The sequence below is a fragment of the uncultured Cedecea sp. genome (assembly GCF_947498825.1).
In the GTDB taxonomy this organism is placed as follows: domain Bacteria; phylum Pseudomonadota; class Gammaproteobacteria; order Enterobacterales; family Enterobacteriaceae; genus JGM124.
The window spans coordinates 67621-81518 of sequence record NZ_CANMLV010000024.1; the positions used below are offsets into that span (position 1 = coordinate 67621).

At 48.4% G+C, this 13898-nt stretch carries 13 protein-coding genes and 2 pseudogenes; all 15 read left to right on the forward strand.

Annotation, left to right across the window (positions count from 1 at the left end; all coding sequences use genetic code 11):
* Positions 1-22 precede the first annotated feature (22 nt).
* The gene (locus Q1A40_RS19495) at positions 23-2554 is read left to right on the forward strand and encodes a fimbria/pilus outer membrane usher protein (protein WP_300004064.1); all 2532 of its coding nucleotides are present in this window, start codon (positions 23-25) and stop codon (positions 2552-2554) included.
* Positions 2555-2582: 28 nt separating this feature from the next.
* A complete protein-coding gene (locus Q1A40_RS19500; protein ID WP_300004066.1) occupies positions 2583-3317 on the forward strand; it encodes a molecular chaperone in 735 nt (244 codons plus the stop codon).
* 30 nt (positions 3318-3347) lie between these two features.
* The gene (locus tag Q1A40_RS19505) at positions 3348-3779 is read left to right on the forward strand and encodes a fimbrial protein (RefSeq protein ID WP_300004069.1); all 432 of its coding nucleotides are present in this window, start codon (positions 3348-3350) and stop codon (positions 3777-3779) included.
* Positions 3772-4305: a fimbrial protein gene (locus Q1A40_RS19510; protein WP_300004072.1), complete on the forward strand. Its 534-nt coding sequence runs from the start codon at positions 3772-3774 to the stop codon at positions 4303-4305. Before Q1A40_RS19505 ends, Q1A40_RS19510 begins: the two co-directional genes overlap by 8 nt.
* Positions 4305-4838 (forward strand): fimbrial protein, encoded by a 534-nt coding sequence (locus Q1A40_RS19515; protein ID WP_300004074.1) that lies wholly within the window; start codon positions 4305-4307, stop codon positions 4836-4838. The genes Q1A40_RS19510 and Q1A40_RS19515 overlap by 1 nt, the downstream gene beginning before the upstream one ends.
* 14 nt (positions 4839-4852) lie before the next feature.
* Positions 4853-6034 (forward strand): adhesin, encoded by a 1182-nt coding sequence (locus tag Q1A40_RS19520; RefSeq protein WP_300004077.1) that lies wholly within the window; start codon positions 4853-4855, stop codon positions 6032-6034.
* 153 nt (positions 6035-6187) lie between these two features.
* A pseudogene (locus Q1A40_RS19525) lies at positions 6188-6302 on the forward strand (IS6 family transposase); the annotation flags it as partial.
* A pseudogene (locus tag Q1A40_RS19530) lies at positions 6294-6452 on the forward strand (transposase domain-containing protein); the annotation flags it as partial. The pseudogenes Q1A40_RS19525 and Q1A40_RS19530, both read left to right, overlap by 9 nt.
* A gap of 710 nt (positions 6453-7162) precedes the next feature.
* Complete coding sequence (gene tssB, locus Q1A40_RS19535; RefSeq protein ID WP_300004080.1) at positions 7163-7660, forward strand: type VI secretion system contractile sheath small subunit; 498 nt, start codon at positions 7163-7165, stop codon at positions 7658-7660.
* Positions 7661-7692: 32 nt separating this feature from the next.
* On the forward strand, positions 7693-9234 hold the full coding sequence (gene tssC / locus Q1A40_RS19540) for a type VI secretion system contractile sheath large subunit (protein ID WP_300004083.1): 1542 nt from the start codon (positions 7693-7695) through the stop codon (positions 9232-9234).
* A gap of 18 nt (positions 9235-9252) precedes the next feature.
* Positions 9253-10596 carry a type VI secretion system baseplate subunit TssK gene (tssK, locus tag Q1A40_RS19545; protein WP_300004086.1) on the forward strand — a complete coding sequence of 448 codons (1344 nt, stop codon included), beginning with the start codon at positions 9253-9255 and terminating at the stop codon, positions 10594-10596.
* The gene (gene tssL, locus Q1A40_RS19550) at positions 10593-11282 is read left to right on the forward strand and encodes a type VI secretion system protein TssL, short form (protein WP_300004089.1); all 690 of its coding nucleotides are present in this window, start codon (positions 10593-10595) and stop codon (positions 11280-11282) included. The genes tssK and tssL overlap by 4 nt, the downstream gene beginning before the upstream one ends.
* Complete coding sequence (locus Q1A40_RS19555) at positions 11279-13006, forward strand: OmpA family protein (RefSeq protein WP_300004092.1); 1728 nt, start codon at positions 11279-11281, stop codon at positions 13004-13006. The genes tssL and Q1A40_RS19555 overlap by 4 nt, the downstream gene beginning before the upstream one ends.
* A 4-nt stretch (positions 13007-13010) precedes the next feature.
* Positions 13011-13502 carry a type VI secretion system effector Hcp gene (gene hcp, locus Q1A40_RS19560; protein WP_300004095.1) on the forward strand — a complete coding sequence of 164 codons (492 nt, stop codon included), beginning with the start codon at positions 13011-13013 and terminating at the stop codon, positions 13500-13502.
* A gap of 175 nt (positions 13503-13677) precedes the next feature.
* On the forward strand, positions 13678-13898 hold a 221-nt coding region (locus tag Q1A40_RS19565; protein ID WP_300004098.1), incomplete at its 3' end, for a Clp protease N-terminal domain-containing protein.

Genomic DNA, 13898 nt, shown 5'->3' on the forward strand with positions numbered 1-13898 from the left:
TGTCTTTGGGACGGTACAGTACATGATATTCAAACTTAGCAAAGTAAAGCAGGCTATTTTACTGGCAATGAGCGTCAGCTCATACTCTGTGTATTCTTCAGAATTCAATACGGATGTGCTGGACGCGGAAGATATACAAAATATTGATATGAGTCGATTTTCCGTTGCCGGTTATGTACCGCCCGGACACTATGTTTTGACTGTCTTTGTCAACGGGCAGCGTTTGGGTTTGCCACGCGATATTAACATCTCTGAACAACATTCCCGGCAACATGCTGAAGCTCAGGCGATCTGCATTCCGGCTAATTTACTTGATCTTCTTGGACTGAAAGACTCCGCAAAACAAAAAGTAACGACCTATTATAGTGAGGGAAAGTGTCTTGACCTTTCCGCACTGAAGGGGGTGACAACAACCGTCGAATTGTCTGCATTATCACTCAAAATCACTATTCCGCAGTTATGGATGGAATACCGTGATCCTAACTGGATACCGCCGGCCTTGTGGGAGGAAGGGGCCAATGGTGCATTTGTAGATTACAATGCCAATGCGTCTGTCACCGAGGAAAACAGAGGCAGTAAACGGACGTATTTATCAACCAACGGAACCGCAGGGGTTAACCTCGGTGCCTGGCGTTTTCGTGGGGACTATAACGCAAACTATCAAAAACAATATGGTGGCAGTCATTCACAAGAAACGAGTAATTTCGATTTCAGTCGCCTGTATGCTTTTACTTCATTAAAGAAACTGGCTTCTGTTTTAACCCTTGGAGAAAACTATTTCTATTCGGATGTGTTTGAATCATGGCAGTACACGGGTATTTCATTAGAAACTGACGATAACATGTCACCGCCAAAATTAGTTGGCTATGCCCCTGAAATTATTGGTGTGGCAAATACGAATGCAACGGTTATTGTGCGTAGCCAGGATCGCGTTATTTTAGAAACCACTGTTCCACCCGGTCCTTTTCGTATAGATACGTTAGACAGCGGTACGCGTGGGATATTAGATGTTACGGTTCGTGAAGAAAACGGCGAAGAGAAAAAATTCAGTATCAATACGGCATCACTTCCTTATTTAACCCGACCGGGACGCCTTGTTTATAAGTTGGTCGCCGGTAAAACTCGCTATAACTGGCACAAGTTAACAGGCAATCCGGTAATGGGTGGCGAATTTTCGTATGGTTTATCGAACGCTTGGTCACTGTATGGTGGGTCACAACTGTCGGGAAATTACCAAACCGCAGCCATCGGTATTGGTCGGGATTTGTTTGCATTTGGTGCGTTGTCATTTGATTTGACACAGTCATTCGCGCATTTATCCAGTGAAATGTTGCAGGGACGTTCATATCGCCTGAATTATGCAAAATCATTTAATGATTTGCGCACAGATATTACTTTTGCCGGGTATCGGTTTGCGGATAAAGAATACCGCACATTAAACCAATTTATGGATCAAGATCGTACAGGTAATGTGGGGCGTGCGCCAAAAGAAAACTATCAAATTTATTTGAATAAGTACTTTGATAAATTCAGTGTATCACTGAATTATCAGTACAGTACCTATTGGCAAGATAAACCACAGACTCAATATGGTTTATATGCCAGCACCAATATTAGTATTCCGGGTTTATCCCAGCAAGATGCCAATATTTCAATATCGGCGACACGAACAGAGCGTAACAATAAATATAAAGATGATGCAATTAACCTGTATTTATCCGTGCCTCTATATAGTGGGCACAATGTGACGTTCTCAGAATTATATTCACGATCGCGCGGTAATGCCCAATACAACCACAGTGTCGGTTATAGCGGCTATAGCGACAGGGATAACTACAGTTTGAATGTGGGGTATAACCATGGACAAAATATGGACAGCCAGTCCAGTATCAGCGGGTACTATTCGCGCAATCTTTCTATGGCTAAATTATCTGCTAACGCCAGTTATGTTCCGCAGCAATACCGTAGTTTTGGTGCAGCTATTAACAGTGGTATCACGGCAACTGCAGAAGGTGTTGCCTTACATCAGTCAGCACATGGTGGTACTCGTTTAATGATTGAAACACCAGGCGTCAGCAATGTTCCCTTGGATAGCGGTGTGATCAAAACAAACCGATTTGGGCTTGCTGTAATTCCTAATGTCAATAGTTATCGTAAGTCGACGGCATCTATTAATACCAGTCAACTCCCTGAGAATTTAGAGACGCTGGAATCAACGACCGATATAACCTTAACAAAAGGAGCCATTGGCTACCGTACTTTATCGGTCATGAAAGGGGACAAACTCTTTGCCATTTTAACATTGAGTAATGGCAAACCCCCTCCTTTTGGTGCCAGTGTGCGTAATGGCGATGAGCGCGAATTGGGTATTGTCGGCGAAGACGGTGTGACATGGTTAGTCGGAATTGCACCAAAAGAAAAGATATTTATTTATTGGGCTGGTAAGAAGCAATGCGAAGCCCTACTGCCTGAAGAATTAAAGTCTTCATCTGGCATGTTATTGTTGCCTTGCAGTACGCCTAATAAAGTTGCAAATGTACCGTTGGTAAAATAACCATTTAATCAGTTTCATGAGGTCAATTATGTTTAATTTAGGTCAAGACTTATGTCGCACACTTGTTGCTATTACTGTATTAACCTCAGCTGTCAATGCTTATAGCGCGGTTACATTAGACAGAACACGTATTGTTTTTCCTGGGACAGAAAAATCGATTAATGTCACCATTTCTAACGATAACCCCGAAGAAGCTTATTTAGCACAAAGTTGGATCGAAGACTTGCAGGGCAATAAGTTAACGAAAGGAGCGATCCTGGCAACCCCGCCGTTACAGCGGGTTGAGCCGAATAGCACCAGTTTAGTGCGTTTAAGTACGACCCCTGAATTGGGTAAGTTACCCCAAGATCGAGAATCTGTCTTTTACTTCAATCTGCGTGAAGTGCCGCCAAAATCCGTCGATGGAAATACCTTACAAATTGCTCTGCAATCGCGAGTCAAATTGTTTTATCGACCAGCTGGCATTTTGCCTGAGTCGGAGACTAAGTGGGCGCATAAAGTAACATTAACTAAAACGGCGAAAGGTTATCGTATCAATAATACGACCCCGTTTAATTTGACGGTGATTGGGCTAGGGAATAGTAAAGCTAATTCTGAACAAAAAGCTTTTGACGTTGTGATGGTGCCACCAAAATCAATTCATGAGGTCGCCTCTCCGGTATTGTCCACACCTTATTTAACTTATATCAATGATTATGGCGGTAAGCCAACACTGGCATTTCGTTGCCAGGGTGGCACTTGCACGGTAACGGGCGAACAGTAATTGACAGGCGTATTCCTCAACGGGGAAAGGATGATGAGTAAACAAACAGACTTTATAGAATCAGCATGGTTTAAAGCGACATTGTTCCTTGTTGGCTGTGTATTTAGTCAACTTGTCATGGCGACAAGCCCTGTTGCGAATACACCGGTGAATCAATCGGATTATGAATTGCTGCATCAGGGTAGAATAGAGGTGAGCGCGGTATTATTTAATGCACCTTGTAATTTATCTTTTAATAAAGCGCTGACCTTGACAGAGTGCGGAGCAGGAAAGGATTACCAGGACATGAATCTGCATGATTCCCCGCCCAAAACGCCTGTCACTGTCCGATTTTATAATGCGCAGCATCGGTTATCTTCTGTGTCTTATCCTCTTTCATTATTAAATGGTAGTAACCCAATTCATATTCCCTTGGTGATGGAAGGGAGTCGTACATTACGTTTAGAGGTGAGCTATGAATAAGGTTACGAGATTTTTTTGGCTTTTTCCTGCCGCTCTTTTAGGCTGGCAGTCTCAAGTATTGGCTGCCAATTTCTTAGATATTGAATTTAGCGGTGAACTTATCGGTAGCTCGTGCACCGTTGCCACAGAGTCAATGAATAAAAATATCACGATATATAACTTACGCAGGCAATTTATTAATGAGAATGAAAAGAGCGATGTCACCCCTTTTACCATTGCTATTGATAAGTGCAGTGATATAGATTTACAAAAAAGCATCAAAATAACATGGAAAAACAATGAATTAGTTAGTGTTGGTGGGGTGGATTTTTTAACAACCTCTGGTGAAAGCGGCGTCCTGTTAGGACTGGTCGATAAGGATGGAAACCCCATTATCTGGAATGAGCCGATGACCATCGGTAATGTCACTGTTGTCGAGGGTTTACAACAGTTTGATTTTGGTGTTTTTGTCCGCAAACCCGCGACAGGTGAGGCCAGAATCGGTGATTTTTCAGGTATCGCGACTTTCAATGTGGAGTATGAATAGTGAAAATACTCAATAAGATGAAGAAACCTCTCGGGTTATTTTTGTTGTTTGCCTCATTAGAGAGTCATGCTGACGTTTTCATTGAGGTCACCGCCACAATGGTCTCTCCTGCTTGCAATATTCGCAGTGAAAATAGTGAATCACCGCTGAAAATTGGTTTTGGTACCCTTAATCCTGAAAATCTCAACACAACCTCGTCGGCGAAGGATTTTTCGATTTACATCTCAGGCTGTGATTTCAGCAAGGCGTTAGCAATAGTGTTGAATCCAAAAGGAGGAAGTACTTTGTTATATAACGGGAAAAATATACTGGCAACCAGTACCGACGGGCTTGGTATTGATTTTAAAGAAGTTACAGGCGGAACCGTTCGGGCATTGGAAGTGAGCAAAAAGCAACGTATTTACCCGGAGCAGGTTGATGCAACCCTCTATCGCATGGATTTACAAGCGCAATTAGTTAGCGCAGAGCCTGTCAATCAACTGGAACTGGGGAAGTTTACTTCAATAGTCACCTTTTCTGTGACGTATAACTAGTAGGGTATTTTATCATGTTGAGCCTAAAAGGTATGGAACTTACTCAATGGTGGCTGCCGCTTCAAAAAATAATAAAAAATGGCAGCGTCTCTAAAAAGAAGCTTTGTTGGCGTTTAATTCCATTCTGTTATTATTTATTGGGGAGCTTATTGTTGCCATCCATTGCGTTAGCAAACTATGCACCGCGGATCGCTAACCCAAATGATGGATATTTAATTCAGCTCAAGAGTGACTCTCCAGTCAGTCCTAACCCGGTTGTTGGTACTGATGGCAGAAGCTATTATCGCGTAGGTAACCCGATAATAGTTAGCAATACAGATACTGACTCTGTTACCGTAGCAGGATCGGTAAGGTGTCTGGGTACCACATGGGGTGGAACGAATAATTATGATATTCCTTCAGGCTCTGCTTATCATAAGCTATTCATTTATGTACCTTCCGCGGGTACAACAGTCGAAGGCAAAGAAGCCTATCGTATTAATAACAACCTCATCATGACGGTTGACACTAAAATGGCCGATTGGACTCATATCCCCGACTCTATTGCTTGCTCTGATCTTACCTCAATAAATGCTACTTATAAAACAGAGCAGACATATGCTTTTGCCGTGCAGTTTCCATTGACACTGAGATTCTACATTAATGATAAAATTATTGATGGTCAGGTGGTTGTCCCCGCTATGCCACTTGCGGGCTATGTACGTGCATTTATGAGACCTCTTACGTCGCCAACGTTTGCATCTTGGTCATTGAATGAGAGCACAGTACCAATGCGATTGCGTTCTTCGACATTAAACGTACCTTCTTCTTGTACAACAATGAGCAGTACAGGGCAGGCAGATACCGTTAATTTACGTCACGGGCGGTTGAATGCGTTAAATTATGACAGTGAGGTATCAGAAAGGGTGTTTTATACCTGTGAATTCACCGAGTTAACAAAAGTTAGATTACGGCTTGATTATGCCACTGATGATGATCCACAAAAACGACTACCCATGGTGAACAGTCAGAACAGTGAGAATAAAATCTACAGTGAGTTGACGATGGTTGATGAAGGCACGGGCCAGACGGGTAAAGATTTTAAAGTTGATATTAAAGAACTAATGACGATTAAAATAATAAGCCGAATTCAAGGCACAGATGCGGTTGCAGGCGACTATACAGGTTCTGCCTGGCTGATTGCTACATTCGATTAGCGGTGATGGGTGCTCTGTGCCCATTTCATTGAAATGCCCGAGGCTGACTTGTAGCCCTTGATATCAAGGGCTACAGACGATATGCAAGGCACTGTTGCAAAGTTTAAGTGACTGATAGGCTAAATTGACTATTTTGTTACTAAGGCTCCTTGTATGAATGTATTTAAAGGTCGTCATTTTACCAAGGTTATCATCCTTTGGGCCGTGCATTGGTACTGCATACGGTATCAGCTATCGAGCGCTTCAGGAAATGCTAGCTGAGCGCGGAGCGCTCCTGTACAGCCTCATAGAGACATGCAAACTGAATGGTGTAGATCCGGATCGCTATCTTCGACATGTTCTTGATGCGATAGCTGACTGGCCGGTAAACCGGGTCAGTGCACTGCTACCCTGGCGTATCACTCTGCCAGTGGAATAATCCTCTTACGTCAATACGGTTCTCGCTGGACGCTTACAAATCCTCAAATCCTCAAATCCTCAAATCCTCAAATCCTCAAATCCTCAAATCCTCACAACGGATGTATTATTCCTGCGCCATAATGATTTGAATCTTTATCGGGATTTATCAAAGCACCAGGATTTATCGCAGAGTTTTTTAATAAGAGTTCATTTTTCTTAAGAAAATTCCACAAGAATTTTATTATGGAATAAAACATCAGCAGGAAGTTGGCGTAGAGGGGGTATTTTTTTAGTACCAAAGAGTTATTTATAGGCGCTATTTTTCTGTCATGTTTAGAAATTTAAAAATTTACAAACCTACTTTTTTTGTACATACGTTTGTTTCGTAATAAATGCCTTTCATGCAATCCCTTACACCACAGGGTTTGTAGGGGTGTTGTGGGAATTTTCTTACAAATCATAGCTGTGGGAGAATTATCTGATATTGATGCTCTGTAAAGTTGTGTTACAAAATTTTATTTCCAATAACTTGTCGAACATTCCTAAAATCTATTTATCACATGTTATCCAGGTAAGTTAAATTAGGATAGCTCACAAAAAAATATATCAGCTTGTTATATAAGAGGATGTTCTTTTTCTTTAATTCTCATACTAAAGACAAGGGCAGTCATTCACATTTATTGCGTGCTGAAAATTAACTTTTTTATAACGCACAGAACGGGAACAGCTATGTCTAATTCTTATCAGTCAGAAATTCCTAAGGCTCGCGTCAATATTCAGCTGAGTTTGCACACTGGCAAATCAAAGCAGAAAGTTGAATTGCCTCTTAAGCTGATGGTCGTCGGGGATTACAGCAACGGTGCCGAAGAAAGTCCGGTATCTGAACGTGAAAAAGTTAACGTCAATAAGAATAACTTCGACAGCGTGATGGCAGGCTATTCTCCGGCTGTCAGCCTGGATGTTGAGAATACCCTTGCCGGTGACGGCAGTGAGGAACGTATCAACCTTTCTTTCAATGAAATGAAAGACTTTGAGCCAGAACAGGTTGCCCGCCAGATCCCTCAGCTGAAAGCCATGCTCGCCATGCGTAGTCTTCTTCGCGACCTGAAAGCGAACCTGCTGGATAACCAGACTTTCCGCAAAGAACTGGAAAAAATTCTGCTTGATCCGGCACTCAGCGCTGAACTACGTAGCGAGCTGTCTGCCCTGGCGCCTAAACAGCCATAACCATCACGATAATTTAACGGATTAATTAAGGAATGCTGATGTCTGTAAAAAATGAACATGCCGCGGGCGGCGAGAGTGTGGTGCTGGAGCAAGCGGGTAGCGTCTATGCCTCTTTGTTTGAAAAAATTAACCTGAACCCGGTATCCGAGCTGAGCGCGCTGGATATCTGGCAGGATGCACAGGCGATGTCGGATGCGACAGCAGATGAGCGCCTGACCGCAGGAATGCAGGTGTTTCTCGAATGCCTGAAAAAATCGGGTTCAAAAGTTGAAAAACTGGACAAGACGCTTATCGACCACCATATCGCTGAGCTGGATTTTCAGATTAGCCGCCAGCTTGATGCGGTGATGCACCATGATGAATTCCAGAAAGTGGAAAGCACCTGGCGCGGTCTGAAATCTCTGGTCGATAAAACGGATTTTCGCCAGAACGTCAAAATTGAGCTGCTGGATCTGTCGAAAGACGATTTACGCCAGGATTTTGAAGATGCCCCTGAAGTGGTGCAGAGCGGATTATATCAGCATACCTATACCGCTGAGTATGACAGTCCGGGCGGAGAGCCGATTGCGGCCCTGATCTCTGCTTACGAATTTGATGCCTCAGCTCAAGACGTGGCGCTGCTGCGCAATATCGCTAAAGTGTCTGCTGCGGCTCATATGCCGTTTATCGGCTCTGCGGGACCGAAATTCTTCCTGAAAGATTCCATGGAAGAGGTCGCGGCAATTAAAGATATTGGCAACTATTTTGACCGGGCGGAATACCTGAAATGGAAATCCTTCCGTGAGAGCGACGATTCCCGCTATATCGGCCTGGTGATGCCGCGTGTGTTAGGCCGTCTGCCGTATGGCCCGGATACCGTGCCGGTACGCAGCTTCAACTACATTGAAGAAGTGAAAGGTCCTGACCACAATAAATACCTGTGGACCAACGCTTCCTTTGCCTTTGCCGCCAATATGGTGAAAAGCTTTATCAGCAATGGCTGGTGTGTACAAATTCGTGGCCCGCAGGCGGGTGGTGCAGTCAAAGACCTGCCTATCCATTTGTATGACCTGGGCACCGGCAATCAGGTGAAAATCCCGTCAGAAGTGATGATCCCGGAAACGCGTGAATTTGAATTTTCCAGCCTCGGTTTTATCCCGCTGTCTTACTATAAAAACCGTGACTACGCGTGCTTCTTTTCGGCGAACTCCGTCCAGAAACCGGCCCTGTATGACACCGCCGATGCCACGGCGAACAGCCGGATCAACGCCCGTCTGCCGTATATATTCCTGCTGTCCCGTATCGCGCATTATCTGAAACTCATCCAGCGTGAAAATATCGGGACCACCAAAGACCGGCGCCTGCTGGAACTGGAGCTGAACACCTGGATCCGCAGTCTGGTCACCGAAATGACCGATCCGGGCGACGAGCTGCAGGCTTCCCACCCCCTGCGTGATGCGAAAGTGACCGTGGAAGATATCGAAGATAACCCGGGCTTCTTCCGCGTGAAACTGTACGCGGTACCGCATTTCCAGGTCGAAGGCATGGACGTCAACCTGTCACTGGTTTCCCAGATGCCAAAGGCGAAAGCATAATCTAAAGGCAGGAAGCCGATGAAAACGGAACAACCGCTATGGGGCAGAGGCGTTATGGTCTCTCCCCAGCACTTCCAGCAACAGGCCGCATACACGGCCTGGTCTGCGGAATGTATCGCCCGACTGGGCCTCAGCCATCCCTGGGGGATGATTGAGGCTACCTTCGAACCGGAAGCACTAAAGCTGGGACGTCTGCAGGCTCGTCATCTGCATATCCGTTTTCAGGACGGCACATTGATTGACACTGACAATGCTGACGACCTGCCTCCGGTGTTGTCGCTAGGAAGTGCTGAATCGAATGGTGTGGTCGTGGTGCTGGCCCTGCCACTGCTGCGGGCGAACGGCGGTAACTGTCTGAAACCAGATGAAGCCGCCGATCGCCCGGTGCGTTATCGCCAGCGCTGGCGGGATGTTCGCAATACTTTCGGAGAGGACACCCGTCAGATTGCGGTGATCCAGCCGGAGCTGACGCTGCGCTTTGCTCACCAGAACAACAGTGATTATCTGACCTGCCCGGTTGCCCGCGTGCAACAGGATCCCCAGGGCGGATGGCAACTTGACGAGACCTTTCTTCCTCCGCTTCTGACCCTCCAGGGAAGTCGCTGGCTGGTGCTTCAACTGGAACAGCTGATGACCCAGCTGCGCACCCGCCTGACCCGACTGATGTCGATGCGCCGTGAAAGCAATGAACGCATGGCGGATTTTGCCGTGGCCGATGTGTCCCTGTTCTGGTTACTCAACGCCCTGAACAGCGCGGAGCCTGTCCTCGGCCAGTTTCAGCGTAATCTGCAAAGCCCGCCGGAGCGTTTGTATCCGGAACTTGCCCGCCTGGCGGGGGGCTTGCTGACATTTTCTCTGGAACATCAGGTAAGCGCCATTCCTGTCTGGCAGCACGAGCATCTTAACAGGGTATTTCCGCCGCTATTTGATTTGCTCGGCGACCTGCTCGAAGCCAGCCTGCCGTCACGCGTGGTTGCCCTGGAACTCGACTATGATCCACGGCTGCACTTTTGGCAGGCCCGCCTGCACGATCCTCGTCTGCGTGAAGGCGCCGATTATTACCTGTCGGTACGCTCCCCGATGCCCGCGGCACAGCTGCAGGAACAGTTTCCACGCCAGTGCAAAGTGGGTAGCCCTGATCATGTGCGGGGGATAGTGAACTCTTCCCGCGTGGGTGTCCCCCTGGTGCCCCTGCGCCATGTTCCGGCTGCTATTCCGCTACGTCTGGAAAACCAGTATTTCAGTCTTGATCTCTCTCATTCGCTGGGCGCTGAAATGCTTCAGGGCGGAACCTGCATGTTTTATGTCCCCGGAATGCTCGGTGATCTTGAACTTGAACTCTTTGCGGTACTGAGAACATGAATGAAGATAAACGCGGTGCTGCCGCGTCCATTGATATTGATGCATTGCTGCAGGATACCTGGCTGCAGGTCATCAGCCTGCGTCACGGCCCGCAGTTTCAGGACGGAGAAGGTCTGGTTCTGTGGGAGCGCTGCATTGCCGATGTAGAGCGCGTGCAGCGTGAACTGAAAGCCAGTGGGCTGGACGAAGCCAGTTGCCGGCATATTATGACCGCCCAGTGTGCCCTGCTCGATGAGACGGTAAAAGGCCGTGGAGTGGACGATGATGCCTGTGTGCAGTGGTATAACATTCCGCTGCAGGGACATTTTCTCGGCACCATGGATGCCGGCGATACCCTGTGCGATCGGATGCGTGATGTGCTGCGTGAGCCGGCCCCGGACAGTGCGGTGTTGACGTGTTTTCAGCGCGTGATGATGCTCGGGTTTCTGGGAAACTTCCGTTCCCTGAACGATCCGGAACGTCAGAAACTCGTCTCAGCCTTGGGCGAACAGGTGACGCCGTTCAGTTATCCACATAACCACCCGATCCTGGCAGAAAGTCAGAACGGATGGAGTATGGGAGGCTGGCTGGCCTCCTGGCCGGTACGTATTGCTCTGAGCGTCATTATTCTTATTGCACTCTGGTGGGGACTGGATCACTGGCTTAATCAGACATTGCTGACCCTGCTGCCTGGGGCTGTAAAATGAGCCTCGTACAGCGATGTGGGCTGGCATTGTGGGCTGCATTACTGAGCGGTATAGTCTGCCTGGGCTTCCTGCCGGTCACCATGCTGGCCGCGGTATGTATCTGGATTGCCACACTGGGGCTGATTGCCGCGCTCTGGTATGTGGTGAGCCGTCGCACGGAATATGAATCCTCCCTGCAATTGGATGCCCTGCCTGAATCCTCTTATCGTCAACCTGTGGTGCTGGTTTGCGGTGATGTGTCCCAAACCTGGGCTAAGGGCTCTTCAGTACTCACCGTCACCCAGGGGTGCTGGATCCGGGTGGAGGATTATCAGGATCTGGAGCACGTTGCCCGTCATGTACTGTGGATGCGCCCGCACTGGGGGCGTCAGCTGTCCGTGATGGTCAGTGTTTGTCCGCAGCAGCATGCCGACACGGAACGGCTGGCCAGTCGTCTGCTGGCGCTGCGCTGGCAAATCAGCCAGCTGCGCAAGGAGACCGGGTATAGCATACCGCTGGTGCTCAGTGGCTGGACGGGTAGCAGCATGATACAGGATACGATCTGGCAGACGGCTATTCCGGGAGAGAGGATCCACGTATGGCGTGAGTCTTCCCCTCCGAGTTCAATTGCGGCATGGGTCACCACCGGCGGGGGGATGGCCATGCAACAACAGGTGCTGATGAACAGCCTGATGAGGTGGTTCTATACGCATGTCAAAGCAGTATTTATGGATGAAAACCCGGATATCCCGGCGATTACGCCCAGGGCCGTACTCTGGGGAATGGGGCCGGTTCTTGCCGGAAGCCTGGACTCTTCTGTCTGGACTGCATGGCTGGCCCGCCATACCGCCATGCAGCGGGTAGCCGGCTGGCAGCCTGCAGGTACGGGCAGCACTGGATCGTCACTGTTTCCGGATTTCGTGCTGCCGCTGTTGCCGGAAGGGCAGGGAATAACTTCGCGTGCCAGGGCCTGCCGCTGTGCTATTGCTATTTTCACCCTTGCTGCGGTGGCAGCCTTGTTAAGCAGCGGCTGGAATAACCACCAGTTGTTGCATCAAGTCAGTTTCGATATCACACAATACGAACATATCCCGATGGATGACGACGCGTCGAAGTCCTCCGCCGTTAAGGTGCTGCGTGAAGATGCCACTCAGCTGGATGACTGGGCACGCCATAGCGCTCCGCTGGGCTTGGGTCTCGGCCTGTATCAGGGAGAGCGCTTGCGTATTCCCGTTCTGGATGCGATCCGCTCTTATATTCCGCCGCAACCACCGGTACAGCCTGAACCGCAACCGAAACCGAAACCTACACTACCGACCCCGAAAATCATCCGACTCGACAGCATATCGCTGTTTGACTCCGGTCAGTCCGTACTCAAGACGGGTTCCACCAAAATGCTGATTAATTCACTGGTCGGAATTAAGGCCAAGCCGGGCTGGCTGATTGTCGTGGCCGGGCACACTGATAACACTGGCAACCCGCAACTGAACCAGACGCTGTCTCAGAAACGTGCCGAAGCGGTGCGCGACTGGATGCGTGACACCGGTGATATACCGGAAAGTTGTTTTGCGGTGCAAGGCTACGGCGAAAGCCGACCGGTAGCAACCAATGACACAGCGGAGGGGCGTGGGCTCAATCGCCGTGTCGAAATCAGTCTGGTACCCCAGGCCAATGCCTGTCAGATACCAGGCCACACTGAAGCGTCATTGCAGGATGGTGGCGCATTACAACACAATAGGGAGTAATTCTATGGCAATTCCTGTTTATCTCTGGCTGAAAGACGACGGCGGCGCGGACATCAAAGGGTCTGTTGATGTTCAGGATCGCGAAGGCAGCATCGAAGTGGTGGCGCAGGAGCATAACCTGTACATACCGACCGACAATAACACCGGCAAACTAACCGGTACCCGTATCCACACACCTTTCCTGTTCACCAAGGAAATCGACTCTTCCAGCCCGTACCTTTATAAGGCTGTCACCACCGGACAAACCCTGAAGTCTGCAGAGTTCAAGTGGTATCGCATCAATGACGCGGGCCAGGAAGTGGAGTACTTCAACACCACGCTGGAAAACGTCAAAGTGGTGAAAGTCAATCCAGTGATGCATGACATCAAGGATCCTTCTAAAGAGAAGCACAACCACCTGGAGCGGCTTGAGCTGCGCTACGAAAAAATCACCTGGACCTACAAAGACGGCAACATCATTCATTCCGATTCCTGGAACGAACGCGCGACAGCGTAAGTCACCCGCGGGCAGGTTTCTCTGCCCGCTTTTTTCATTTTTGCTGAGAGTCTGCCGCAAGCGGACATTCAGCAAAAATACACTCTGCCAGCCCGACCGTATGCGCTTTGGTCCCCTCTACGGGAAACAGCGAAGGGCGGTAGCGTGCCCTGGAACAGCATAAAGAGAGAAAGCCATGGAAAACCCAGCCAGCCTGTTGAGACGTCTGAATCCTTACTGTGCACGTGCGATGGAAGGCGCAGCTTCGCTCTGTCAAACCCGCGCCCACGCGGAAATTTTACCGGAGCACTGGTTGCTGAAACTGCTGGAGCAGGGGGAGGGGGATCTCACTGTACTGGCACGCCGCTATGAGTGGGATATGGATGCACTCTGGCAGGACTTACTGGGCTGGCTGGA